Genomic DNA, 23,709 nt, shown 5'->3' on the forward strand with positions numbered 1-23,709 from the left:
GCGGGCCGCCCGCCGGCCCTGTGTCGTCAGCCACCGGGGACCTCCATCTCGATCGTGGTGCCCTTGCCGGGCGCCGAGGTGACGGTGAGCCTGCCGCCGATACCGCGTGCTCTCTCCCGCATGGAGACCAGGCCCAGGTGGCGGCCCGCGCGGCGGACGGCGCGCGGCTCGAAGCCCGCTCCATCGTCGGTGACGCGGAGAATCGTGTCCTGGCCGCGGCGGGTCAGGTCGACGTCCACCTGGACCGCTCCCGAGTGCCGCAGGGCGTTGTGCAGGGCTTCCTGGGCGACGCGCAGTATGGCCTCCTCATGGGCGGCCGGCAGGGCCCGCACGCCCCGGGTGGCGAAGGTGACGTGGGCGGAGTGGGCGCGGTCGAGAACCTGGATCTGGGTGCGCAGGGTGGCCACCAGGCCGTCCTCGTCGAGGGCGGCGGGGCGCAGCTCGACGACGGCCGCGCGCAGCTCGTCGGCGGCCTCCGCGGCGAGCTGGGCCACCTGGTGCAGCTCCCCCTTCGCGCGCGACGGGTCGCGGTCCATCAGCGCCACGGCGGCCTGGGCGGTCAGCCGCAGCGAGAAGAGCTTCTGGCTGACGGCGTCGTGCAGCTCGTGGGCGAGGCGGGAGCGTTCCTCGGCGATGGTCAGCTCGCGGCTGCGCTCGTAGAGGCGGGCGTTGGTGAGGGCGATGGCGGCGTGCTGGGCGAGGATCGACAGAAGCTCCTCGTCCCCCTCGGTGAAGCCGCAGCCGCCCAGGGGCTTGGGGCGCTGTTTGTTGGCCAGGAAGAGCGCTCCGATGGTCTCCTCGCCGTCGCGGATGGGCAGACCCAGGAAGTCGGACATCTCCGGGTGGGCGGTGGGCCAGCCCTCGAAGCGGGGGTCCTGGCGGACGTCGGCGAGGCGCTGCGGCCTGGCCTCGTGCAGCATCGCGGCGAGGATGCCGTGCTGGCGCGGCAGGGGGCCGATCGCCTTCCACTGCTCGTCGCTGACGCCGTCCACCACGAACTGGGCGAAGCCGCCGTGGTCGTCCGGCACGCCCAGCGCCGCGTACTCGGCGTCGAGCAGCTCGCGGGCCGAGGCGACGATCGTCTTCAGGACGTCGCTCACCTCCAGGTGTCTGCTCATGGCGAGCAGCGCGGAGCTCACCGCGTACAGGCCGGAGCGCGGACCATCACTCATGGCTTCACGGTACCCGCGAGCGGTGACAGTGCGTATCGGACCAGTGGCGTCCTTCGCCTAGGGCTGAGGACGTAGGGCCCGGGGCGGGCGGCGGTCCGCAGGCCTGTGGCACGGGCACCACGCGCGCGTAGGGCCACGCATGCGCATGGGCCACCCGCGGGACAGCCGTGACCGGGCTCCGTGACGCGCCCGGTATGCGGCGGCGGGAGAACGGCAGCACTTTCAGGGAACAGCCGGGAACTACCGTGGGAGAACACTGACCCTGTGCATTGCTTCGGCAACTATTCGTGAGAGAGAACCCGCCCCGATGTGAGCCCGAGCATAGGGCGCAGATCACTTACGAAGGCGCCTAGTGGAAGGTGCAGATCTCCTCGAACGGCCACGATAGCGCGGAGATTGGCTGCTCAGCGGGGGCTTCTCCACTATCGCCATTCGTACGTCACATCTTTGCCACAGTTTTTTGCGGCCGCTAAGAATGGCCCCCGTCGCTCGGTGTCGCGTGAATTGGCCGCGGCGCTTGTTTCGGAAACATCCGTGCCGCTCGGTAACGGCGGGCGACCTCGTCCCATTCGAAGAGGTCCTGACACTCATGCCCAAGCACACTTTCAACTTCAAGAACTTCAAGTCGAACGCTCCCTTCAACCGCGAGATACTCAACGGCGACGCGCTGAAGCGCGGGATCACGGAGAAGCGTGACGCTCTGAAGCGCACGATCACGGACAAGCGCGAGGCGCTCAAACGCGGGCCCGATTCCGGACCCGGGCACAGTCTGGCCCTGTCCCGGACCCACAAGGTCGCGATCGCCGGCGTCGCCTCCCTCGGTGCGGCCGCCCTCGCGGTGTCGCTGGCTCCCGACCACTCGGGTGCCCAGCACACCGCCCCGGTGGCGTACTCCGCCGCGAGCCACCAGATGCACGCCAGCGTGACCTCGCAGGGCGCGGGTGCCGACCAGAAGGCGCAGGTCGCCGCCGCGAAGCTGAAGGCGGACAAGCACGACCCGCAGAAGGACCACGTCGCGTCCAAGGCCAAGACCGACCACGCCAAGGCGCAGCACGTGAAGCGGGTCACCAACAAGACCCACACGAGCCGGCCGGTCTACGCCAACAACCTGGACGGCTGGATCCGTGAGTCGCTGCACATCATGAAGCAGCACCACATCCCGGGCTCCTACAACGGCCTGTACCGCAACATCATGCGGGAGTCGAGCGGTAACCCGAACGCGATCAACAACTGGGACATCAACGCCCAGAGGGGCATTCCCTCCAAGGGTCTGCTCCAGGTGATCCCGCCGACCTTCTCGGCGTACCACGTCTCGGGCACCTCGTGGAACATCTACAACCCGGTCGCGAACATCACCGCAGCTGCGAACTACGCCGCCGACCGGTACGGCTCGATGGACAACGTGAACAGCGCCTACTGAGGCTCTTCAACACGTCAATCGACGACCGGTCCCCCATGAAGCCTCGTCTGAGGCTCCTCAAGGACCTCTGAGTCTCAGCGACGGCCGCCGGGCGGGCACCCGTATGGGTGACCCGCCCGGCGGCCGTGTATAGAGACGTCTTCGGAGCGTCCTTGTGCCCTCTTCGGCGCGTCCGTGAATCTCCTCGGACGCGTCCGTGAAGCTTCCCCGCGCGCCGACGGGCGCCCGGGGCCTGTGGCGCCGTGGCGCCGTGGCGCCTACTTCCGCATGACCTCCGGCTCGTGGCGGCGCAGCAGCCGTGCGACGGCGAATCCGCAGATGGCGCCGATGGCGATCAGGATCGCCATATTGGTGAACCACTGGCTCGCCGTGGCGTCCCAGAGCGGGTCGACATCCGTGGGGTTCTTGGGGTCCCAGGGTGGCATGACGGTCTGCAGGTGCAGGGTCGCCGCCGAGGCGGAGATCGCCCAGCGGGACGGCATCAGCCAGGCGATCTGCTCGACGCCGGGCGAGCCGAAGATCTTGAAGAGCACGCCGGTGAAGACCACCTGGACGATGGCGAACATCACCAGCAGCGGCATGGTCTTCTCCGCGGTCTTCACCAGCGAGGAGATCACCAGGCCCACCATCATCGAGGTGAAGCCCAGGGCGATGATCACGAGGCAGAGCTCGACGGCGGGCAGGCTCTTGATGACGACGCCCTCGTCCGGCAGCTCACGCTTGGAGAAGCCGATGGCGCAGATGATGACGCCCTGGAGCGCGGTGGTCACCCCGAGGACGATCACCTTGGACATCAAGTACGCGGAGCGTGACAGGCCGGTGGCGCGCTCACGCTCGTAGATGACACGTTCCTTGATCAGTTCTCGTACGGAGTTCGCCGCGCCGGCGAAGCACATGCCGACCGAGAGGATCAGCATGATCGTGCCCGCGTTGCTGTTGAAGCGGCCGGGAGGCGGTGGCTTGAGGCCGAAGTCGGTCGGGATGACCACGCTCACCAGGCCGAGGACGGCCGGCAGGATCACCATCAGGCCGATGAAGCCCTTGTCGGAGGCGATCACCGACAGATAGCGGCGGATCAGCGTGACGAGCTGCGCACCCCAGGGCTGCGCCTTGGGGGGCTTCACGGCCTGCGGCGGCGGCATCTGCACCGACTGCGCCGCGACGGCGTCGATGTCTGCGGCGTACATCTGGTAGTGCTGCGAGCCCTTCCAGCGCCCCGACCAGTCGTACTCGCGGTACTCCTCGAAGGCGGAGAAGACATCGGCCCAGGTCTGGTAGCCGAAGAAGTTCAGCGCCTCCGCCGGCGGGCCGAAGTACGCCACCGAGCCGCCCGGCGCCATCACCAGCAGCTTGTCGCAGAGCGCGAGCTCGGCCACCGAGTGGGTGACCACGAGCACCGTGCGGCCGTCGTCGGCGAGGCCGCGCAGCAGTTGCATGACGTCGCGGTCCATGCCCGGGTCGAGGCCCGACGTCGGCTCGTCGAGGAAGATCAGCGACGGCTTGGTGAGCAGTTCCAGGGCCACCGACACGCGCTTGCGCTGGCCGCCGGAGAGCGAAGTGATCTTCTTCTCCTTGTGCACGTCCAGCTTGAGCTCGCGCAGCACCTCGTCGATGCGGGTCGCGCGCTCCTGCTCCGTGGTGTCCGCCGGGAAGCGCAGCTTGGCCGCGAACTTCAGGGCGGTGCGGACCGTGAGCTCCTTGTGCAGGATGTCGTCCTGCGGGACCAGTCCGATGCGCTGGCGCAGCTCGGCGAACTGCTTGTACAGGTTCCGGTTGTCGTAGAGGACGTCGCCCTGGTCGGCGGGGCGGTAACCGGTGAGCGCCTTGAGCAGCGTCGACTTTCCGGAGCCGGATGGGCCGATGACCGCGACGAGGGACTTCTCGGGAACGCCGAAGGACACGTCCCTGAGGATCTGCTTCCCGCCGTCGACCGTCACCGTCAGGTGACGGGCGGAGAAGGAGACCGCACCGGTGTCGACGAACTCCTCCAGCCGGTCGCCCACCAGCCGGAAGGTCGAGTGGCCGACACCCACGATGTCGTTCGGGCCGATCAGTGCCGAGCCGGACTTGGCGATCGGGATGCCGTTGACGTACGTGCCGTTGTGGGATCCGAGGTCGCGGATCTCGAAGCGGCCGTCGGGCGTGGCGTGGAACTCCGCATGGTTGCGCGAGACCCGCAGGTCGGAGACGACCAGATCGTTCTCCAGCGCACGTCCGATGCGCATCACTCGGCCGAGTGAGAGCTGGTGGAACGTCGTGGGGCTGCGGTCCCCGTAGACCGGCGGAGCGCCGTTCGCCCCGGCGGCGGGGCCCGGGCCCTGCCCCGGCGGGGCCTGGCCACCCTGTGGGGGGGCCTGGGCACCCGCGCGCGGCGGCTGCCAGCCCTGCTGAGGGGCTCCCGTGCTCTGCTGCGGGACTTGCTGCCCCGGCGGCTGGTACGGGGCCTGCTGAGGGGCCTGGGCCTGCTGTGCCCAGCCCGCGGGGGCCTGCTGGCCGGCGTAGGGCTGCTGCGGCGCGTACGGCTGCTCGGGTGCCTGCTGAGGGGCATGCTGGGCGGGCACGGCATGCTGGGCGGGCACGGCATGCTGCTGCGGGGCGGCCACGGCCGCCGCGGGTGCGCCCTGGACGTTCAGCCTGGGGCCGTCGGTCGCGTTCCCCAGGTGCACGGCGGAACCCGGGCCTATCTCCAGCTGGTGGATCCGCTGCCCCTGGGCATATGTGCCATTGGTGCTGCCGTGGTCCTCGATGACCCAGCTCCGGCCGGTCCAGCTCAGCGTGGCGTGCCGCCACGACACCCTGGCGTCGTCGAGCACGATGTCGCCCTGCGGATCACGTCCGAGGGCATATGTCCTGGACGGATCAAGCGTCCAGGTTTGTCCATTCAATTCCAGTACGAGTTCCGGCACTCCAAGCCCCACTTTTTGTCCCCCGTGTTGCCCCCGTCATGGGGAGTCTAGGGATGTCGAACATCGTGAGGAACTATTTCAGGCTCGGTGGCCTGACCGAAAGTCGGGCCTTGTGAAGACTGCGTACCGGGTGCTTTGAGAGGCCTGGCGGGGGAAGAAGAAAGGCTTGCCCTGGAGCGTCGCGGGAAGGAAAGGGAGCCGCCCACTCAAGTGTGCGCACGGGTGTGCGCACGGGTGTTTGCCGGCGCGAGAGGCGCACTGCGCGGGAGAAGCGCACCATTTTCACGAGAGCGCAGAGGCGTGCGCTCCCGCTTACCCGAGGGCGCGAAGACATGTTTCCGCCGGCCGGCCGCTCCCCCGCGGGCCGTGCTCGCGGCCTGCGACCGGTGATCGCGGGTGCGCGCGGGCCGGGGGCCGTACGCGCGTCCGAAACGCGGACTGCCGAGGCGCCGGCAGGTGGGCGCCGGATACGGTGGGAGCACCATGAGCGCTTCACAGCCCCCGAATGCGACGGAGGCGGCCGCCGACGTCCCCACGCTGCTCGTCAAGATCTTCGGCAAGGACCGGCCGGGGCTCACCGCCGGGCTCTTCGACGTCCTCGCCGCATACTCCCTCGACGTGGTCGACATCGAGCAGGTCGTCACGCGTGGCCGCATCGTCCTGTGCGCGCTGGTCACCGAGCCGGCCGCGGGGCTGGAGGGCGACCTGCGGGCCACCGTGCACAGCTGGGCGGAGTCCATGAAACTGGAGGCCGAGATAATCTCGGGCACCGGTGACAACCGCCCGCGCGGCGTCGGCCGCTCCCTTGTCACCGTTCTCGGCCATCCGCTGACCGCCCGGTCGACCGCCCGGATCGCCGCGCGTATCACGGAGAGCGGCGGCAATATCGACCGCGTCTTCCGGCTGGCGAAGTATCCGGTGACCGCCGTCGAGTTCGCCGTGTCCGGCACGGAGACGGAGGCGCTGCGCACGGCCCTGGCCGTCGAGGCCGCCGCACTGGGGGTCGATGTCGCGGTGGTCGCCGCGGGCCTGCACCGCAGGGCGCAGCGCCTGGTCGTCATGGACGTCGACTCGACGCTCATCCAGGACGAGGTGATAGAGCTCTTCGCCGCCCATGCGGGCTGTGAGGACAAGGTCGCCGAGGTGACGGAGGCGGCGATGCGCGGGGAGCTGGACTTCGAAGAGTCCCTCCACGCGCGCGTGCAGCTCCTTGCCGGGCTCGACGCGTCCGTGGTGGACAAGGTGCGCAGCGATGTACGGCTGACGCCGGGCGCGCGCACGCTGATCCGTACGCTCAAGCGGCTCGGCTACCAAGTCGGGGTGGTCTCGGGCGGTTTCACACAGGTCACGGACGACCTCCGGGACCGTCTGGGGCTGGACTTCGCGCAGGCCAACACGTTGGAGGTGCGCGACGGGAAGCTCACCGGGCGGGTCGTCGGCGAGATAGTGGACCGGGCGGGCAAGGCGCGGCTGCTGCGGCGGTTCGCCGCGGAGGCCGGGGTGCCGCTCTCCCAGACGGTGGCGATCGGTGACGGGGCGAACGATCTCGACATGCTCAACGCGGCCGGTATGGGCGTCGCCTTCAATGCCAAGCCGGTGGTGCGGCAGGCGGCCTACACGGCCGTGAACGTGCCCTTCCTGGACACGGTGCTGTACCTGCTCGGCATCTCCAGGGAAGAGGTCGAGGCGGCCGACACGGTGGAGGGCTGAGACCACCGCCGCGCCGGCAGCGCGGGGATTCGCCCGCGGCCGGGCACGCCGCCCGGGAGCCGGGCCGTGTCGGCACCCCGGAGCCGGAGCCGTGTCGGCGTCGGGACCGGGGCTGGCGCGGCGCTGTCGGGGATCAGGGCTGGAGTGCCCCTGCGGGGCAGGGCTGGTCGGCGTTCGGGCGTGCGCGGCCTGAGCCGGACGAGGTGTGGGCGGTGCAGGGCCTACCTGACGGCGTACGGCCTACCTGACGGCACGGGACCGGTCCGTCGGCGCTCTGCGCGTGCGCGGCGTAGGCGGTGCGGCCACTCTGGGGACCGCACCATGGGGCCGGCCTGGCGGCGCGGGGACCGGTACGTCGGCGCTCCGCGCGTGCGCGGCCTGAGCCGGACAGGTGTGGGCGGTGCGGAGCCGGCCTGACGGCGTACGGCCTGCCTGAGGGCGTACGGCTGGTCCGTCGGCGCTCCGGGCGTGCGCGGCCTGAGCGGCGCTCCCGGTAGTCCTGGCCGGAGCGGGCGCTCCGAGGGCGGCCGCCTTCGGGGCGGCGATCGGTGCCCGGCGGAGCGGGCGCACGAGCCGCCCCGGCCCTGTTCGCGGCACGGAACCGCACCGGCGGACGATTCGTGGCACAAGACACACCAGTGGACCGTTCGTGGCAGGGGCCGCACCGCTGACCGCTCGGCGATAGGGGACGCACCGGCGAGCGCTCGGCGGCACGGGAGGGCCCCGCGGCGGTCGTCCCGCGCGGGGCCCGGCCGTGGGCAGGAGGCGGTTACGCGCCCGGGGCCCAGTAGCCGGTGAGGGTGCCGGCGCCCGGCTCCAGCGACTTCCAGGAGCCGCTGTACGAGATCACGGCGAAGGCGGAGGTGGGGAAGCCGCGGCCGTTCATCCGCGCGCGTGCGTCGTCCTCGGCCTGGCCGGCCAGGATCTCGGCCAGGCCCTGCACTCCGGGGTTGTGCCCGATCAGGACGACACTGCGGGCGTCGTCCGGGGTTTCGTTGAGCACGGCGATCAGCTCTCCAGGGGAGGCTTCGTAGATCCGCTCCTCGTAGACGGTCTTGGGGCGGTGCGGAAGCTCGTGGACCGCCAGCTTCCAGGTCTCCCGGGTGCGGGTCGCGGTGGAGCAGAGAGCGAGGTCGAAGTCGATGCCCGTCTCGGCCAGTTTTCGGCCCGCGACGGGGGCGTCCTGGCGGCCCCGGTCGGCAAGCGGACGCTCATGATCGGACACCTGGGGCCAGTCGGCCTTCGCATGCCGGAAAAGGACAATCCTGCGGGGTTCTGCGACGCTCATGAGTCCCAGCTTCGCACGAAACGCGGCACCGGGCGCAGGGAGTTGACAGGCGGGATCAGGGGCTGCCGCCGCTCAGGTGGCGGGGTCCCTGCGGGTCAGCTCTGGTGCAGCACCGAGTGCTGGATGCCCTGCAGGATGCGTCCCAGCGCCGGGTCACCGGTGGTGTGCGCGTGGGACGGATTGAGCATCAGCAGGAGCAGGGTCGCGAAGGCGAGGGCCGGAAGGGCTATGGCCCACCAAGGGAGGCGGACCTCGACGCCGCCGCTGTCCGCCGTAGGGGGCCGGGTGTGCGGGTGGGCCGGCATGTCGCCTCCGTGGTCTGCAAGGTCGGCCGCCTTGTGCGGTCGTACCTAGAAGCTACGGATCCGGGAACCCTATTCCCATCCGGTGATCCACCCACTTGACCCTGAGCCCCGCCCCCTAGGGGATGGGGGGCTGTCCCCACCACCGGCCCTCAGGTCCGCCTCCGGGACGCGGTTCCTCCGGTGACGCGGGTACGCCGGTGACAGGGCGTCCGTGGCAGGACGTCCCGGTGACACGGGCACCGCGGGGCTTCGGGCAGCCGGTGCCGGGCTCGTCAGGGTGCCGCGATGGAGGCGATGACCCCGATGATCACGGTGATGAGGAGCATGAGGCCCAGCACCGTGAGGAGCTTCTTCTGGCCGTTCTGGGGGTTCGGATCGAGCACAGGCATGCGGTCAGTCTCGCATCAGGGCGGGCGGCGGCCCCGGCGGGGTCGGCCACGGGGCAGGGACCCCGCCCCACCGCGTGCCGTCCCACGGCGTACCGGCGCACACCGCACGGCTCCCACACTGCACGGCTCCCGTTCCGCGGGCGGCGCTCGCGCGGCCCTGACGGGCCATGCGCTCGCCCGGCACGCGGCCCCACGGAACTGCGTTCACGCGGCCCAGCGTCCGCGGGCCCACGCGGCGCCCCCCGCGGAACTGCGTTCACGCAGCCACGGCCGCCGTACGCTCCGCCTCGACCGTGCGGTCCCGGCCGGCCAGGATGCCCACCAGGATCTGCGGCACCATGAGCCCGGCCATCAGGGCGATCGGCAGCCCCCAGCCGCCGCTGTGCTGGTACAGCACGCCCACCAGCAGCGGCCCGGGTATGGAGATCAGGTAGCCGACGCTCTGGGCGAAGGCCGACAGCTGGGCGACGCCCGCACCGCTCCTCGCCCGCATGCCGACCATGGTGAGGGCCAGCGGGAAGGCGCAGTTGGAGATGCCGATCAGCACCGCCCAGGCCACGGCTCCGCCCGCCGGGGCGAGATAGAGCCCCGCGTACCCGGCCAGGCCGCACACGCCGAGTGCGACCACGATCGGCCCCTGGTGCGCCATGCGCGCGGCGGCCCGCGGGATCACGAAGGCCAGCGGCACGGCCATCACCATGGTGAGGGCCAGCAGCAGGCCCGCGGTGCCCGCGGACACGCCCGCGTCACGGAAGATCTGCGGCATCCAGCCCATCGTGATGTAGGCGCCGGAGGCCTGCAGTCCGAAGAAGACGGCGAGCGACCAGGCGATCCGGCTGCGGGTGATGCGCAGGGCGCTGCCCGCCCCCGCGCCCGGGCTGCCTACCCCCGTGGTGCCTGTGGGCCCGGCGAGCCCCGGCTCCTGGGCGGCTGCTCCGGGGCCGTCGGCGGGGGCTCCGGTGCCCTCGGCAGGGGCCCCGGGCTTCCGGAGGGCGTCCTGGGCGGCGCCCCTGGCCGCATCAGGGGGTGTGGGCCCCGGGGAGGCGCCCGGACGGTCCACGTCGCTCCGGGCGCCGTCCACACCCGGAGCGGGGTGGCGCTGGTCCGAAGCCGGTGCGAGTCCGGCCGTGGCATGCGGGGCCCGGTCCGCCTCGGCCGGGGCGTCGCGGTGGCGTACGAGGGGGATCCAGGCCAGCGTGGCGATCCCGCCGAGCACCGCCCAGGCCCCCAGCCCGGCGCGCCAGCCGCCGCCGAGGGCGTTCGTGACCGGGACGGTCAGGGCGGCGGCGAGCGAGGTGCCGATGGAGAGCGCCATGGAGTAGAGCCCGGTCATGGGGCCCACCCGGTCCGGGAACCAGTGCTTGACGATCACAGGCATCAGCACGTTGCTGACGGCGATGCCCATCAGGGCCACTGCGCTGGCGGCGAGGAAGAGTGCCGTGTCGCCCACCAGGGGCCGCAGCGCAAGCCCCACGGTGACGGCCGCCATCCCGGCGCACACCACGGCGCCGGGACCGAAGCGGCGGGCCAGCCGGGACGCGGTGATGCCGAAGACCGCGAAGCAGAGCGGCGGCACCGAGGTGAGCAGACCGGCGATGCTGCCGCTCATGCCGAGGCCGTCCCGGACGTCCTCCAGGAGCGCGCCGAGGCTGGTGATGGCAGGCCTCAGATTGAGCGCCGCCACGACCATGCCGAGGATCAGCAGCCGGGTCAGCCACGCGGGGGGCGCGGGCGGCCGGTCCGCCGCGCCGGGAGGCGGGGTGGGCGGTGCCGTCAGGGGGCTCTCGCGCGTTTCTTCTGCTGCCATGCGGGCCATCATAGAATGATGGGATGAATAGCCCGAGCCTGAGTACGGTACCGCCATGCCCCTGAGTCACCCCCGCCGATCGGCACTGTCGGAGCAGGTCATCGCCGAGTTGCGGGCCCAGATCGTGTCGGGCGAGTGGCCGGTGGGCACCCGCATCCCCACCGAGCCGGAGCTGGTGGAGCAGTTGGGTGTGGCACGCAACACGGTGCGCGAGGCGGTGCGCGCGCTGGCGCACAACGGCCTGCTGGACATCCGCCAGGGCTCGGGCACCTATGTGGTCGCCACCAGTGAGCTGGCGGGGGTGATGCACCGCAGGTTCGCCGGCGCCGCCCCCCGGCACATCGCCGAGATGCGGGCCTCACTGGAGTCGAGCGCGGCACAGCTGGCCGCCGAGCGGCGTACGGAGCGCGATCTGAAGCAGTTGGACGCGCTGCTGCTGCGCCGGGAGGAAGCGTGGGACTCGGGCGATGCGGAGGCTTTTGTGACGGCCGACTCGTCCTTCCACATGGCAGTGGTGGCCGCCTCGCACAACGACGTCATGACGGCGCTCTACGCCGACCTGGGCGAGGTGCTGCGGGAGTGGCTGCGCGGGGACGTGGGCGAGGTGCTGGCCCCGGAGAATCACATGGACCACACGCCACTGGTCGACGCGATCCGCACGGGCGACGCCCGAGCCGCGGCCGCGGAGGCGGCGAAGTACCCGCTCCAGTGCCGCCCGGGAAGCCCGCTCCAGTGCCGCCCGGGAAGTCGGCGGGCCCCGGCCCCGGGGCCCGCGCCGGACGCCTGAACCCTGGCCCGCCGGACCCTGGACGGCTGAGTTCTGGACGGCTGAGTCCTGGACGGCTGAGTTCTGGACGGCTGAACGGGGAGCCCTGAACGGGGAGCCGGACAGGCCCTGCCCGGGCCGCGGCCGGCCCGGGCGGAGGGCGGCCTCAGGCGCCGATCGCGTGCACGCCGCCGTCGACGTGGACGATCTCACCGGTGGTCTTGGGGAACCAGTCCGAGAGCAGGGCCACCATGGCGCGGGCGGCGGGCTCCGGGTCGGACATCTCCCATTCCAGGGGGGCGCGGTGGTCCCATACGGAGGCCAGTTCGGCGAAGCCGGGGATCGACTTCGCGGCCATGGAGCCGATCGGTCCGGCCGCGACCAGGTTGCAGCGGATGTTCTGCTTGCCCAGGTCACGGGCCATGTACCGGTTGGTGGCCTCCAGAGCGGCCTTGGCGGGGCCCATCCAGTCGTACTGCGGCCAGGCGTAGCGCGCGTCGAAGGTGAGGCCGACGACGGAGCCGCCGTCCTGCATCAGCGGCAGGCAGGCCATGGTCAGCGACTTCAGGGAGAACGCCGAGACGTGCATCGCGGTGGCGACGGACTCGAAGGAGGTGTTGAGGAAGTTGCCCCCGAGGGCGTCCTGCGGCGCGAACGCGACGGAGTGGACGATGCCGTCCAGGCCGCCGAGCTCCTCGTGGACCGCCTCCTCCAGGCGGCCGAGGTGCTCGTCATTGGTGACGTCCAGCTCGATGACCTTCACCGGGCGCGGCAGCTTCTTGGCGATGCGCTGCGTCAGGGTGGGCCGCGGGAACGCCGTCAGAAGGATCTCGGCGCCCTGCTCCTGTGCGAGCTTCGCCGCGTGGAAGGCGATGGACGACTCCATGAGCACACCGGTGACGAGGATGCGCTTGCCGTCGAGGATTCCACTCATGGTCTTCAGTGCCCCATGCCCAATCCGCCGTCAACGGGAATGACGGCTCCGGTGATGTACGACGCCTCGTCCGAGGCAAGGAACCGCACGGTGGCGGCGATCTCAGAGGGCTGCGCGTAGCGGCCCAGCGGTACCTGGGAGACGATGTTCGCGCGCTGCTCCTCGGTGAGCGCCCGGGTCATGTCGGTGTCCACGAAGCCCGGTGCGACGACGTTGAAGGTGAGGTTCCGCGAACCCAGCTCGCGTGCGAGGGACCGTGCGAAGCCGATGAGGCCGGCCTTGGACGCGGCGTAGTTCGCCTGGCCCGCGGAGCCGTAGAGGCCCACCACGGACGAGATCAGCACGACGCGGCCCTTCCTGGCACGCAGCATGGCGCGGTTGGCCCGCTTGACGACGCGGAAGGTGCCGGTGAGGTTGGTCTCCAGAACCGACGTGAACTCCTCCTCGGACATCCGCATCAGCAACTGGTCCTTGGTGACGCCGGCGTTGGCCACCAGTACCTCGACGGGGCCCTGTTCGGCCTCGATCTCCTTGTACGCCTGCTCCACCTGCTCAGGATCGGTGATGTCGCACCGCACGGCGAAGAAGCCGGCCGGCGGCTCACCCGAGCGGTATGTGATGGCGACCTTGTCGCCCGCCTCGGCGAACGCTTGGGCAATGGCGAGGCCGATGCCCCGGTTACCTCCAGTGACGAGAACCGAGCGGCTCAACGGATCACCCTTTCCCTCAGCGGTCTGGTACATGCAAGAACTTATCGGGCGGTGGCCTGCTGTGGAGAATCCACGCTCCACAGTGGCTCGCCGACATGACTGTCGGGTCCCTACATAATCAAGGGCCGTCCCGCCAGGGAGGGGGCCCCGGAGGCACTGGGGGAAGAGCATGCCCGCCCCCGGGCGCGGCTCCGTGCGCGTCGGTTCGGCGGGGGCCGCGGCTCGTCGGGGTCGCACAAATCAAGCCACGCGCGCCCCGATGACTACGCGCGCCGCCGTCATTATGTGCGCGCCGTCACAGTCTCCGCCGCGCCGCCGCGAGCGTGGTCACGCCGTCGACGCAGGGTTATCCACAGGCCCCCGCGCCGCGCGGCGCTTCGTGATTGACTTCCGCGTGATCGGACCACCACGAAGCCATTGAACAGGAGGCCGCTCGTGGCCCACGAGATCGATCAGTCGTTCCTGGCGCTCCCGCTGCGGGCCCTCGCCGATGCGGCGCTGTCCCGTGCGCGCGCGCTGGGCGCGCAGCACGCCGACTTCCGTTTCGAGCGGGTGCGCAGCGCCGCGTGGCGGCTGCGCGATGCCAAGCCTGCCAGCTCTTCGGACACCACCGACCTCGGATACGCGGTGCGCGTGGTGCACGACGGCACATGGGGCTTCGCGTCGGGCGTCGATCTGACGCCGGACGCGGCGGTGCGGGTGGCCGAGCAGGCGGTGGCCGTGGCCAAGCTGTCCGCCCGGGTCATCGAGGCGGCGGGGGCGGCGGCCGACGTCACCCTCGCCGACGAGCCGGTGCACGCCGACAAGACCTGGGTCTCGGCCTACGAGACGGACCCGTTCTCGGTCCCGGACGAGGAGAAGAGCGGCCTGCTGGCCGACTGGAGCGCCCGCCTGCTGCGCGCCGACGGCGTGGCCCACGTGGACGCCACCCTGCTCACGGTCCACGAGAACAAGTTCTATGCGGACACGGCGGGCACCGTCACCACCCAGCAGCGGGTACGCCTGCACCCGCAGCTCACGGCGGTCGCGGTGGACGAGTCGAGCGGCGAGTTCGACTCGATGCGCACGCTGGCGCCCCCGGTCGGCCGTGGCTGGGAGTATCTGACCGGCACCGGCTGGGACTGGGACGGCGAGCTGGCCGAGATCCCGGAGCTGCTCGCCGAGAAGATGCGCGCGCCCAGCGTCACCGCGGGGGCGTACGACCTGGTGGTCGATCCGTCCAATCTCTGGCTGACTATCCACGAGTCCATCGGCCACGCCACCGAGCTGGACCGCGCGCTCGGCTACGAGGCGGCCTACGCCGGCACGTCCTTCGCCACCTTCGACAAGCTCGGCACGCTCAGGTACGGCTCCGAGATCATGAACGTGACGGGCGACAGAACCGCCGAGCACGGCCTCGCCACCATCGGCTATGACGACGAGGGCGTGGCCGCTCAGTCCTGGGACCTGGTCAAGGACGGCGTCCTGGTCGGCTACCAGCTCGACCGCCGCATCGCCAGGCTCACCGGCTTCGACCGGTCGAACGGCTGCGCCTACGCCGACTCCCCCGAGCACGTCCCGGTGCAGCGCATGGCGAACGTCTCACTGCAGCCCGACCCGGGCGGCCTGTCGACGGAGGACCTGATCGGGGGCGTGGACCGCGGCATCTACGTCGTCGGCGACCGCTCCTGGTCGATCGACATGCAGCGGTACAACTTCCAGTTCACCGGCCAGCGGTTCTTCCGCATCGAGAACGGCCGGCTCGCCGGCCAGCTCCGCGACGTGGCCTACCAGGCGACGACCACCGACTTCTGGGGCTCCATGACCGCGGTGGGCGGCCCCCAGACCTATGTGCTGGGCGGCGCCTTCAACTGCGGCAAGGCTCAGCCCGGCCAGGTCGCGGCGGTCTCGCACGGCTGCCCGTCCGCCCTGTTCCGTGGCGTGAACATCCTCAATACGACGCAGGAGGCCGGTCGATGACCCCCACCCCCGCTCCCCGTGCGAGCAAGCCGTACGAGGTCGTCGAGCGCGCCCTCGAGCTGTCCCGCGCCGACGGCTGCGTGGTGATCGCGGACGAGCAGTCCTCGGCCAACCTCCGCTGGGCCGGCAACGTCCTCACGACCAACGGCGTCACCCGCGGCCGGACGCTCACCGTGATCGCCACCGTGGACGGCGCCCAGGGCACGTCGTCCGGTGTGGTGTCCCGCTCCGCCGTCACCGCCGACGACCTGGAGCCGCTGGTACGGGCCGCAGAGGAGGCCGCCCGGCGCGCCGGCCCCGCCGAGGACGCCCAGCCGCTGGTCTCCGGGACCGCCCCGTCGCCCGGCTTCACGGACGACCCCGACGAGACGTCCTCCGCCGTCTTCGCGCAGTTCGCGCCGGCGCTCGGCGAGTCCTTCGCCCGTGCCCGCGCCGCCGGGCGCGAGCTGTACGGGTTCGCCCACCACGGGCTCGTCTCCAGCTACCTGGGCACCTCGCAGGGGCTGCGGCTCAGGCACGACCAGCCGACCGGCACCCTGGAGCTGAACGCCAAGTCCCCCGACCTCGCGCGCTCGGCATGGGCGGGCCAGGCCACGCGCGACTTCAAGGACGTCGACCCCGCGGCGCTGGACGCGGACCTCGCGCAACGGCTGAGCTGGGCCGAGCGCCGCATCGAGCTGCCCGCAGGCCGGTACGAGACGCTGCTGCCGCCCAGTGCCGTGGCCGACCTGCTGGTCTACCAGATGTGGTCGTCCTCGGGCCGGGACGCCGCCGAGGGGCGCACGGTCTTCTCCAAGCCGGGCGGCGGCACCCGCGTCGGGGAACGGCTGGCGGAGCTGCCGCTCACGCTGCGCAGCGATCCGCACGAGCCGGGCCTCGAAGCGGCGCCGTTCGTGCTGGCGCACTCCTCGGGCGACGACACCTCGGTGTTCGACAACGGCCTGCCGCTGTCGAACACCGACTGGATGCGCCGGGGCGAGCTGGCGCACCTGCTCACCTCCCGGCACAGCGCGCAGCTGACGGGGCTGCCGGTCGCCCCGGCCGTCGACAATCTGATCCTGGAGGGCGGCACCGACCGCTCTCTGGACGAGATGGTCGCGGCGACCACCGGGCGCGCCCTGCTGCTGACCTGCCTCTGGTACATCCGCGAGGTCGACCCCGCGACGCTCCTGCTGACCGGCCTGACCAGGGACGGCGTCTACCTCGTAGAGGACGGCGAGGTCATCGGGGCCGTCAATAATTTCCGTTTCAATGAGTCGCCGGTCGATATCCTCGGTCGTGCGGCGGAGGCGGGGCGCACGGAGAAGACCCTGCCGCGCGAGTGGAGCGACTGGTTCACCCGTGCGGCCATGCCCGCCCTGCGCGTGCCCGACTTCAATATGAGCTCGGTCAGCCAGGGCGTGTGACATGCGGCGTCCTCATAGACTGGCTGGGCCCGGGCAAGCGCGGGCGCTCGCCTGATGGAGTGAGCACGGGACCGGTCCCGCCGGTGCGTCGGCCGTTCCCATTTCACCTGATGAAGGAGACACAGGACCGTGACGGACATCGTCGACGAGCTGAAGTGGCGGGGGCTGTTCGCCCTCTCCACGGACGAGGACGCATTGCGCAAGGCGCTCGCGGACGGTCCCGTCACGTTCTATTGCGGCTTCGACCCCACGGCACCCAGTCTGCACGTGGGCCATCTGGTCCAGGTGCTCACGGTCCGCCGGCTCCAGCAGGCCGGGCACCGGCCGCTGGCGCTGGTCGGCGGGGCCACGGGCCTGATCGGCGACCCGCGCCCCACCGCGGAGCGCACGCTGAACGACCCGGAGACGGTCGCGGGCTGGGTGCACAAGCTGCGCCGGCAGATCGAGCCGTTCCTCTCCTTCGAGGGGGAGAACGCCGCCGTCCTCGTGAACAACCTCGACTGGACGGCCGACCTCACGGCCATCGAGTTCCTGCGGGACATCGGCAAGCACTTCCGCGTCAACAAGATGCTCACCAAGGACTCCGTCGCCCGCCGCCTGGAGTCCGACCAGGGCATCAGCTACACGGAGTTCAGTTACCAGATCCTCCAGGGCATGGACTTCCTCCAGCTCTACCGGAGGTACGGCTGCATCCTCCAGCAGGGCGGCAGTGACCAGTGGGGCAACCTCACCGCGGGGCTCGACCTGATCCACCGGCTGGAGCCGGGTGCCGAGGTGCATGCGCTGGCCACGCCGCTGATGACCAAGGCGGACGGCACCAAGTTCGGCAAGACCGAGGGGGGCGCGGTCTGGCTGGACCCGGAGATGACCACCCCGTACGCGTTCTACCAGTTCTGGCTGAACGTCGACGACCGTGACATCTCCGGTTACCAGCGCATCCTCAGCTTCAAGAGCCGCCAGGAGCTCGAGGAGCTGGAGCGGCAGACCGAGGAGCGCCCACAGGCCCGGGCGGCGCAGCGAGCGCTGGCCGAGGAGCTGACGACGCTGGTGCACGGCCCGGAGCAGTGTGCGGCGGTGATCGCCGCGTCCAGGGCGCTGTTCGGCCAGGGCGACCTGGCCGCGCTGGACGAGGCGACGCTGTCCGCAGCGCTCGCCGAGGTGCCGCACACCCGGGTCTCCGCGCTCGGCCCGGTGGTGGACCTGCTCGCCGAGGTGGGCCTGGCGCCCAGCAAGTCGGCCGCCCGCCGCACCATCAAGGAGGGCGGGGCCTATGTGAACAACGCCAAGGTCACCGCCGAGGACCACGTCCCCGCCCCGGAGGACCTGCTGCACGGCCGGTGGCTGCTGCTCCGCCGGGGCAAGCGGAATCTGGCGGCGGTGGAGGTCGTCGGAGGCTGACCACAGGGGGGCGGGCGCATCCCGCGCCCGCCCCGCCCCCCTCCTCGACCCTCCGGCCGCCCCGCCTCCTTGGCCTTCTCCTGGCCCCAGCTGGCCGCCTGGCCTCAGCCCGGCCCACCAGGTCCGGGCCCCAACACCCGGCGCCTCACGCCTGCACGCTCCGTGTCTGGCTGTACCGTGCATCGGTCCCGTTGTCGGCCCTCGCCCGCGTATCACGCCCGCGCACCTGGCCTACGCGTCGCGCCGCGCACCTCGCCCCTGCATCTCCCGGCGCGTCGCGCCGCGCACCTCGCTCCTGCATCTCACCGCGCATCGCGCCCGCGCCCTGCTGCCCTCTGCGTCAGCCGGTCCGGCCCTGGGAGCCGGCGGGAAGCCGGGATGGCGGGGTGGTTCCTGTACTGCGTACACCGGGCGCGGCCATACGTGCGATCGGTGTCAGGAGATCGGTGCGTCACGGGCGGGCCGGTCTCCAAGGCGTCCATGTCACGGCGTACCGTAGGCAGTGAACGGACCTTGCGCCGGACGGGTCCGCGTCGCGTTCCGCGCGGACATTCGTCCGGCGGATGTCGAGGTCTCCCCAGCCCGTTGCGGGCGCGGGAAAAGGTGGTGGAGTGATGCGGAAGCAGCGCAAGACGGAGGTCTTCCGGATCACAGGAGCCCGGCAGGGACTGCGCGATGACGTCCGCGGCAGGCAGCGTCGGTACATAATCTCGATGTCCGTCCGCACCATCTCGGTCATCCTGGCCATCACGCTGTGGAACGTGGCGCAGCCCATTGCGATCGTGGCGCTGGTTCTGGGATTCATCCTGCCGTACATCGCGGTCGTGATCGCGAACGCCGGCCGGGAGAACGCTCCGTCGCAGCCGCCCAGGTTCGTCCCGACGCCCTCCCGTCCGATGCTGATGGGCGGCAGGCGCCGGACGGTCGGCGATCCCCCGGCACGACCCTCCCAGGAGGGAACAGCTCCGCCGCGTTCGCCGGACGCCGAGGCGTCCGGATCGCCGTCCGCGGATTCCGCTGGACCCGCCACGACCACCGCGGACCCCTCCGCGTCGCCACCCCAAGACCACGCCTGACCACGGACGATGACAGCGCGCTGAGCCAAGCTCAAGAAAAGCTCAGATCAATCGTGCTGTTCCGGTGCCGGGCGGAGGGTCTCGCGTGACATACTTCGATAGCGCTCCGCATCCCCCGTCGGAGCGACGGACCGACGCCGGGCAGCTCCCCCCGTGGCTGCTCGGCGTCGCCTTTTCCGGACGCCGTTCGCGGAGCGCTCCCGTCAGGAGGCGTCTGCTCACACGGAGTCGGTCACAGCAGGTACCGGCCCCGCTCGGGGCCGGAGGGCGGACCGCTTGGCGCTCGGGTACGGCGTACTGGTGAGATGTACGGGTGAGTGACGAGACACCGATCTGTTCCGCGAAGGGCTGCCGTGCTGCGGCGGTCTGGGCGCTCGCCTGGAACAATCCGAAGATCCATGCGCCCGAGCGCCGCAAGACATGGCTCGCCTGCGAGGAGCACCGTGAGCACCTGTCGGAGTTCCTGGGGAGGCGGGGATTCCTGAAGGACGTGGTGGAGTTCGCCGAGTGGCACCGGCGGGAACGGGACCTGCCTGCCGACCCCGGCGTGCCCCCCGGGACCCCCACCGGCCCCGGCCGGCAGCCCGACTCCTCCACCGGGCCCGGTCCGCGCCCCGGCTCATCCGCCGACCCGGGCTCATCCGCCGACCCCGGCTCCTCCGACTGATCCTCCGGAGCCCACGCCCCCGAAAGGCCCCGCAGCCCGACAGGCCCCGCTGACCCCGAGGGACGTCACTGACCCCGAGGGGCCCCCAGAGCCGGCGGGGCCCGCAGGCCTGACGGGGCCCGCAGGCCTGACGGGGCCCGTCAGTGACTGTTCACCCTCCGATGGCCGACATCGGCCGCTCGGGCTGCAGGAACGTCGGGTCGTCCAGGCCCGAGCCCGCCTTCTTGCCCCACATCGCCAGCCGCCAGATCCGGGCGATCTCCTCGTCGGATCCGGGCGCGGCGCCTTCGGCGGCGCCGGGCGCCGTGCCCGTCCTGTCGCCGGTACCGGACCGCAGGGCCGCGCGCAGGTCCGTCTCCTCGGTGGCGAACAGGCAGGTGCGGACCTGGCCGTCCGCCGTGAGCCGGGTGCGGTCGCAGGCGGCACAGAACGGGCGGGTGACCGAGGCGATGACCCCGACGCGGTACGGCCCGCCGTCGACGAGCCACCGCTCGGCCGGGGCGGAGCCACGCTCCTCGGAGGTCTCCGGGGTCAGCGTGAAGCGGGTGCGCAGCGACTGCAGGATGTCACCCGCGGTGATCATGCCCTCGCGGCGCCAGCCGTGCTGCGCGTCCAGCGGCATCTGCTCGATGAAGCGCAGCTCGTAGCCCTCCGCCATCGCCCAGGAGAGGAGTTCGGGGGCCTCGTCGTCGTTGAGGCCCGGCATCAGGACGGCGTTCACCTTGACAGGGGTCAGGCCGGCGGCGCGAGCCGCCTCAAGGCCGGCCAGGACGTCATGGTGGCGGTTGCGGCGGGTGAGGGTCTTGAAGACGTCGGGACGCAGGGTGTCGAGCGAGACATTGACCCGGTCGAGGCCGGCGGCCTTGAGTGCGGCGGCGGTGCGGGCCAGGCCGATGCCGTTGGTGGTCAGCGACATCCTGGGCCGGGGGGTGAGGGCGGCGACGCGCTCGACGATGCCGGTCAGGCCGGGACGCAGCAGCGGTTCCCCGCCGGTGAAGCGGATCTCCGTGACGCCGAGCCGGGTGACGGCTATCCGGATGAGGCGGACGATCTCGTCGTCCGTGAGGAGGTCCGGCTTGGCCAGCCACTGCAGGCCCTCCTCCGGCATGCAGTAGGTGCAGCGGAGGTTGCAGCGGTCGGTCAGTGAGACCCTCAGATCGGTGGCCACTCGGCCGTAGGTGTCGATGAGCACGTGGGCCCCCTCCCTGACGCGGGTCGTCATCGATGCAGATCCTCATCGTGGGATCGATGCAGGTCCTCATCGCGAGCGTACGCGACAGTCGTGGCTTCCGTGCGGGGGGATTCCGCCCCGGCCCGGTCCGGGGGGTGGCCCCGGGCGCCGTACGGGCCCGCCTTCCGGCGCACAACGGACCGGAAAACGGGTGCGTGCCCCCGAAAACCAGGCCGGGAAGCACGCACCCGGGACGCGCCGTTCGGCGGCGCGTTGTCAGTGCGCGCCCGTGCCCGTGAGGGAACGGACCTCCAGTTCGGCGTACTTGGCGGTGTCCGGCTGCTCCTTGGAGAGGAACGTGGCCAGCCAGCCGAGGAGGAAGCCGACGGGGATGGAGATGATGCCCGGGTTCTCCAGGGGGAACCAGTGGAAGTCGATGTCCGGGAACATGGACGTCGCCTTGCCGGAGACGACGGGCGAGAAGAGGACCAGGACGACCGCGGTGACCAGGCCGCCGTAGATCGACCACAGCGCGCCCTGGGTGGTGAAGCGCTTCCAGAAGAGGCTGTAGAGGATCGTGGGAAGGTTGGCGGAGGCGGCGACGGCGAAGGCGAGGGCGACCAGGCCCGCGACGTTCAGATCGCGGGAGAGCGTGCCCAGGGCGATGGAGACAATGCCGATGAGGACGGTCGCCCAGCGCGCGGCCCGGACCTCCTGCTGCTCCGTCGCCTTGCCCCGCTTGACGACGTTCGCGTAGATGTCGTGGGCGAACGAGGACGACGAGGCGAGCGTCAGGCCCGCGACGACCGCCAGGATGGTGGCGAAGGCGACCGCCGAGATCACCGCCAGCAGGATCGCGCCCCAGGTGGAGTCGGTGCCGCCGACGTGCAGGGCGAGCAGCGGCGCGGCCGTGTTGCCCGCCGGGTTGGAGGCCACGATCTCCTTCGGCCCGACCAGCGCGGCGGCGCCGAAGCCCAGCACGATCGTCATCAGGTAGAAGAGGCCGATGATGCCGATCGCCCAGTTGACGGACTTACGGGCGGCCTTCGCGGTCGGCACCGTGTAGAACCGGATCAGGATGTGCGGCAGGCCCGCGGTGCCCAGTACCAGGGCGATGCCGAGCGAGATGAAGTCCAGCTTGGACGTCGAGTTGAGGCCGTACTTCAGTCCGGGCTCCAGGAACGCCGAGCCCTTGCCGCTGTTGTCGGCGGCCCTGCCGAGCAGGTCGGAGACGTTGAAGTCGAACTTCAGCAGCACCAGGAAGGTGATCAGGATGGTCCCGCCGATGAGCAGCACCGCCTTGACCATCTGCACCCACGTGGTGCCCTTCATGCCGCCGATGGTGACGTAGACGATCATCAGCACGCCGACCAGCGCCACGATGCCGATCTTGCCGCCGTCGCTGGTGATGCCGAGCAGCAGCGAGACGAGGACGCCCGCACCGGCCATCTGGGCCAGCAGGTAGAAGATCGACACCACGATGGTGGAGACGCCGGCGGCGGTGCGCACCGGACGCTGGCGCATCCGGTAGGCGAGGACGTCGCCCATGGTGAAGCGGCCGGAGTTGCGCAGCGGCTCGGCGACCAGCAGCAGCGCCACCAGCCAGGCCACGAGGAATCCGATGGAGTACAGGAAGCCGTCGTAGCCGGCCAGGGCGATGGCGCCGGCGATGCCGAGGAAGGACGCGGCGGACATGTAGTCGCCGGAGACCGCGAGCCCGTTCTGGAAGGCGCTGAACTGCCGGCCGCCGGCGTAGAAGTCGACGGCGTTCCTGGTCTGCCGGCCCGCCCAGACGGTGATGCCGAGCGTGACGAGGACGATGACGACGAACAGCGAGATGATCAGCGTCCGGTGGTCGCTGACGTCCTGCGCGGCGAGCGGGGTGAGGTGCGTGCCCGCGGCGAGGGTGGGTGCGGGGCTCATGCGCCGTCCTCCAGCCGGTTCTTGATGGCCTTGGCCTTGGGGTCGAGCCGGGTGGCGGCGTGGTGCGAATACCACCAGGCGATGAGGAACGTGGTCAGGAACTGGGCGAGGCCGAACACCAGAGCGACATTGATGTTGCCGACGACCTTGGTGCCCATGAAGCCGCCCGCGTAGTTGGACAGCAGCACGTAGAGCAGGTACCAGAGGACGAAGGCGATGGTCAGCGGGAAAGCGAACCCCCGGTGGGCGCGGCGCAGTTCGCCGAACTGGGGGCTCTGCTGGACCTCGGCGAACTCGGCGGCGGACGGCCGCCCGAGGCCGGCGGGGCCCGACTGGTTCGGGGGGTTCTCCTGGGGCGGTGGCGCTGCGTCGGTGGTCACGGTGCCTCCTTGCGGTGCGGGTGCGGGTGCGGGTGCGGATACGGGTCGCGGGGGACGGGAGACGGGAACGGCTGGTCAGGGGGCGTACGGGCCGCCGGGGACGACGGGGACTGCGAGGACTGCCGGGACTGCCGGGACTGCCGGGACGACGGGGACGGGGCGGGAGCGGGCGGCTCTGAAACGGACATCAGGGGTCTTTCGTAGCGGGAGCGAGTCGGGTCGTGCCCCCTGCTCAACGGCACGGCGCCGCCAAGGGCTCGGTTCAAACAGCCGCCTTTCTTTCGGAACTCGTTGCTGACCAGCGCGGGCGGGGTTAACTTCG

Annotated in this window: 18 protein-coding genes and 1 pseudogene; 8 read left to right on the forward strand and 11 right to left on the reverse strand. The window is 71.1% G+C overall.

Features of this window, described 5'->3' with window-relative positions:
* Window positions 1-26: 26 nt before the first annotated feature.
* Window positions 27-1,172, reverse strand: coding sequence for a GAF domain-containing sensor histidine kinase (locus ACSMXW_RS05160; RefSeq protein WP_485804272.1), 1,146 nt, complete (start codon window positions 1,170-1,172; stop codon window positions 27-29).
* Window positions 1,173-1,761: 589 nt separating this feature from the next.
* On the opposite strand from ACSMXW_RS05160, the gene ACSMXW_RS05165 reads away from it, so the two are divergent.
* The gene (locus ACSMXW_RS05165; RefSeq protein WP_485804273.1) at window positions 1,762-2,592 is read left to right on the forward strand and encodes a transglycosylase SLT domain-containing protein; all 831 of its coding nucleotides are present in this window, start codon (window positions 1,762-1,764) and stop codon (window positions 2,590-2,592) included.
* Between the two features lie 257 nt (window positions 2,593-2,849).
* Here ACSMXW_RS05165 and ACSMXW_RS05170 read toward each other — a convergent pair whose 3' ends face one another.
* Window positions 2,850-5,498, reverse strand: a complete 2,649-nt coding sequence (locus ACSMXW_RS05170) for an FHA domain-containing protein (protein WP_485804274.1) — start codon at window positions 5,496-5,498, stop codon at window positions 2,850-2,852.
* Between the two features lie 483 nt (window positions 5,499-5,981).
* Here ACSMXW_RS05170 and serB point away from each other — a divergent pair, with 483 nt between their 5' ends.
* Entirely contained in the window at window positions 5,982-7,208 is a 1,227-nt protein-coding gene (serB, locus tag ACSMXW_RS05175) for a phosphoserine phosphatase SerB (RefSeq protein ID WP_485804275.1), read from the forward strand.
* 769 nt (window positions 7,209-7,977) lie between these two features.
* On the opposite strand, the gene ACSMXW_RS05180 is transcribed toward serB, so the two are convergent.
* From ACSMXW_RS05180 to ACSMXW_RS05195, 4 genes are all read right to left on the reverse strand, one after another.
* The gene (locus ACSMXW_RS05180; protein ID WP_485804276.1) at window positions 7,978-8,496 is read right to left on the reverse strand and encodes a SixA phosphatase family protein; all 519 of its coding nucleotides are present in this window, start codon (window positions 8,494-8,496) and stop codon (window positions 7,978-7,980) included.
* Between the two features lie 95 nt (window positions 8,497-8,591).
* Window positions 8,592-8,801, reverse strand: coding sequence for a hypothetical protein (locus tag ACSMXW_RS05185; protein ID WP_485804277.1), 210 nt, complete (start codon window positions 8,799-8,801; stop codon window positions 8,592-8,594).
* A 272-nt stretch (window positions 8,802-9,073) separates the two neighbouring features.
* The gene (locus ACSMXW_RS05190; protein WP_485804278.1) at window positions 9,074-9,190 is read right to left on the reverse strand and encodes an SGM_5486 family transporter-associated protein; all 117 of its coding nucleotides are present in this window, start codon (window positions 9,188-9,190) and stop codon (window positions 9,074-9,076) included.
* 256 nt (window positions 9,191-9,446) lie between these two features.
* Window positions 9,447-10,997, reverse strand: coding sequence for a CynX/NimT family MFS transporter (locus ACSMXW_RS05195; RefSeq protein ID WP_485804279.1), 1,551 nt, complete (start codon window positions 10,995-10,997; stop codon window positions 9,447-9,449).
* A 55-nt stretch (window positions 10,998-11,052) separates the two neighbouring features.
* On the opposite strand from ACSMXW_RS05195, the gene ACSMXW_RS05200 reads away from it, so the two are divergent.
* On the forward strand, window positions 11,053-11,784 hold the full coding sequence (locus tag ACSMXW_RS05200; RefSeq protein ID WP_485804280.1) for a FadR/GntR family transcriptional regulator: 732 nt from the start codon (window positions 11,053-11,055) through the stop codon (window positions 11,782-11,784).
* A 145-nt stretch (window positions 11,785-11,929) separates the two neighbouring features.
* Here ACSMXW_RS05200 and fabI read toward each other — a convergent pair whose 3' ends face one another.
* On the reverse strand, window positions 11,930-12,697 hold the full coding sequence (gene fabI / locus ACSMXW_RS05205; protein ID WP_485804281.1) for an enoyl-ACP reductase FabI: 768 nt from the start codon (window positions 12,695-12,697) through the stop codon (window positions 11,930-11,932).
* A 5-nt stretch (window positions 12,698-12,702) separates the two neighbouring features.
* Entirely contained in the window at window positions 12,703-13,407 is a 705-nt protein-coding gene (fabG, locus tag ACSMXW_RS05210) for a 3-oxoacyl-[acyl-carrier-protein] reductase (RefSeq protein ID WP_485804282.1), read from the reverse strand.
* Window positions 13,408-13,842: 435 nt separating this feature from the next.
* Here fabG and ACSMXW_RS05215 point away from each other — a divergent pair, with 435 nt between their 5' ends.
* The 5 genes and pseudogenes from ACSMXW_RS05215 to ACSMXW_RS05235 form a co-directional block, all read left to right on the forward strand.
* A complete protein-coding gene (locus ACSMXW_RS05215; RefSeq protein ID WP_485804283.1) occupies window positions 13,843-15,366 on the forward strand; it encodes a TldD/PmbA family protein in 1,524 nt (507 codons plus the stop codon).
* Window positions 15,363-16,772, forward strand: coding sequence for a metallopeptidase TldD-related protein (locus ACSMXW_RS05220; RefSeq protein ID WP_485804284.1), 1,410 nt, complete (start codon window positions 15,363-15,365; stop codon window positions 16,770-16,772). The genes ACSMXW_RS05215 and ACSMXW_RS05220 overlap by 4 nt, the downstream gene beginning before the upstream one ends.
* Before the next feature lie 129 nt (window positions 16,773-16,901).
* Window positions 16,902-18,170, forward strand: coding sequence for a tyrosine--tRNA ligase (gene tyrS / locus ACSMXW_RS05225; protein WP_485804285.1), 1,269 nt, complete (start codon window positions 16,902-16,904; stop codon window positions 18,168-18,170).
* A gap of 614 nt (window positions 18,171-18,784) precedes the next feature.
* Window positions 18,785-19,246 carry a DUF3099 domain-containing protein gene (locus ACSMXW_RS05230; protein WP_485804286.1) on the forward strand — a complete coding sequence of 154 codons (462 nt, stop codon included), beginning with the start codon at window positions 18,785-18,787 and terminating at the stop codon, window positions 19,244-19,246.
* 313 nt (window positions 19,247-19,559) lie between these two features.
* Window positions 19,560-19,769: pseudogene (locus tag ACSMXW_RS05235) on the forward strand (hypothetical protein); the annotation flags it as partial.
* 295 nt (window positions 19,770-20,064) lie between these two features.
* Here the strand turns inward: ACSMXW_RS05235 and moaA are convergent.
* The 3 genes from moaA to ACSMXW_RS05250 all read right to left on the reverse strand — a co-directional run bounded on the left by moaA (window position 20,065) and on the right by ACSMXW_RS05250 (window position 23,387).
* Entirely contained in the window at window positions 20,065-21,105 is a 1,041-nt protein-coding gene (gene moaA / locus ACSMXW_RS05240; RefSeq protein WP_485807820.1) for a GTP 3',8-cyclase MoaA, read from the reverse strand.
* A 255-nt stretch (window positions 21,106-21,360) separates the two neighbouring features.
* Window positions 21,361-23,007, reverse strand: coding sequence for a solute symporter family protein (locus tag ACSMXW_RS05245; RefSeq protein ID WP_485804287.1), 1,647 nt, complete (start codon window positions 23,005-23,007; stop codon window positions 21,361-21,363).
* Window positions 23,004-23,387, reverse strand: coding sequence for a DUF485 domain-containing protein (locus tag ACSMXW_RS05250; protein ID WP_485804288.1), 384 nt, complete (start codon window positions 23,385-23,387; stop codon window positions 23,004-23,006). The genes ACSMXW_RS05245 and ACSMXW_RS05250 overlap by 4 nt, the downstream gene beginning before the upstream one ends.
* Window positions 23,388-23,709 lie beyond the last annotated feature (322 nt).

The sequence above is a fragment of the Streptomyces sp. DSM 116793 genome, from assembly GCF_057320905.1.

Excerpts from the sequence above, each read along its gene's own strand:
- ACSMXW_RS05230 (WP_485804286.1), top strand. The coding sequence starts at position 18,785 with ATGCGGAAGCAGCGCAAGACGGAGGTCTTCCGGATCACAGGAGCCCGG.
- ACSMXW_RS05200 (WP_485804280.1), top strand. The coding sequence starts at position 11,053 with ATGCCCCTGAGTCACCCCCGCCGATCGGCACTGTCGGAGCAGGTCATC.
- ACSMXW_RS05220 (WP_485804284.1), top strand. The coding sequence starts at position 15,363 with ATGACCCCCACCCCCGCTCCCCGTGCGAGCAAGCCGTACGAGGTCGTC.
- fabI (WP_485804281.1), bottom strand. The coding sequence starts at position 12,697 with ATGAGTGGAATCCTCGACGGCAAGCGCATCCTCGTCACCGGTGTGCTC.
- ACSMXW_RS05165 (WP_485804273.1), top strand. The coding sequence starts at position 1,762 with ATGCCCAAGCACACTTTCAACTTCAAGAACTTCAAGTCGAACGCTCCC.
- ACSMXW_RS05185 (WP_485804277.1), bottom strand. The coding sequence starts at position 8,801 with ATGCCGGCCCACCCGCACACCCGGCCCCCTACGGCGGACAGCGGCGGC.
- serB (WP_485804275.1), top strand. The coding sequence starts at position 5,982 with ATGAGCGCTTCACAGCCCCCGAATGCGACGGAGGCGGCCGCCGACGTC.
- ACSMXW_RS05180 (WP_485804276.1), bottom strand. The coding sequence starts at position 8,496 with ATGAGCGTCGCAGAACCCCGCAGGATTGTCCTTTTCCGGCATGCGAAG.
- ACSMXW_RS05245 (WP_485804287.1), bottom strand. The coding sequence starts at position 23,007 with ATGAGCCCCGCACCCACCCTCGCCGCGGGCACGCACCTCACCCCGCTC.
- ACSMXW_RS05195 (WP_485804279.1), bottom strand. The coding sequence starts at position 10,997 with ATGGCAGCAGAAGAAACGCGCGAGAGCCCCCTGACGGCACCGCCCACC.
- ACSMXW_RS05190 (WP_485804278.1), bottom strand. The coding sequence starts at position 9,190 with ATGCCTGTGCTCGATCCGAACCCCCAGAACGGCCAGAAGAAGCTCCTC.
- ACSMXW_RS05160 (WP_485804272.1), bottom strand. The coding sequence starts at position 1,172 with ATGAGTGATGGTCCGCGCTCCGGCCTGTACGCGGTGAGCTCCGCGCTG.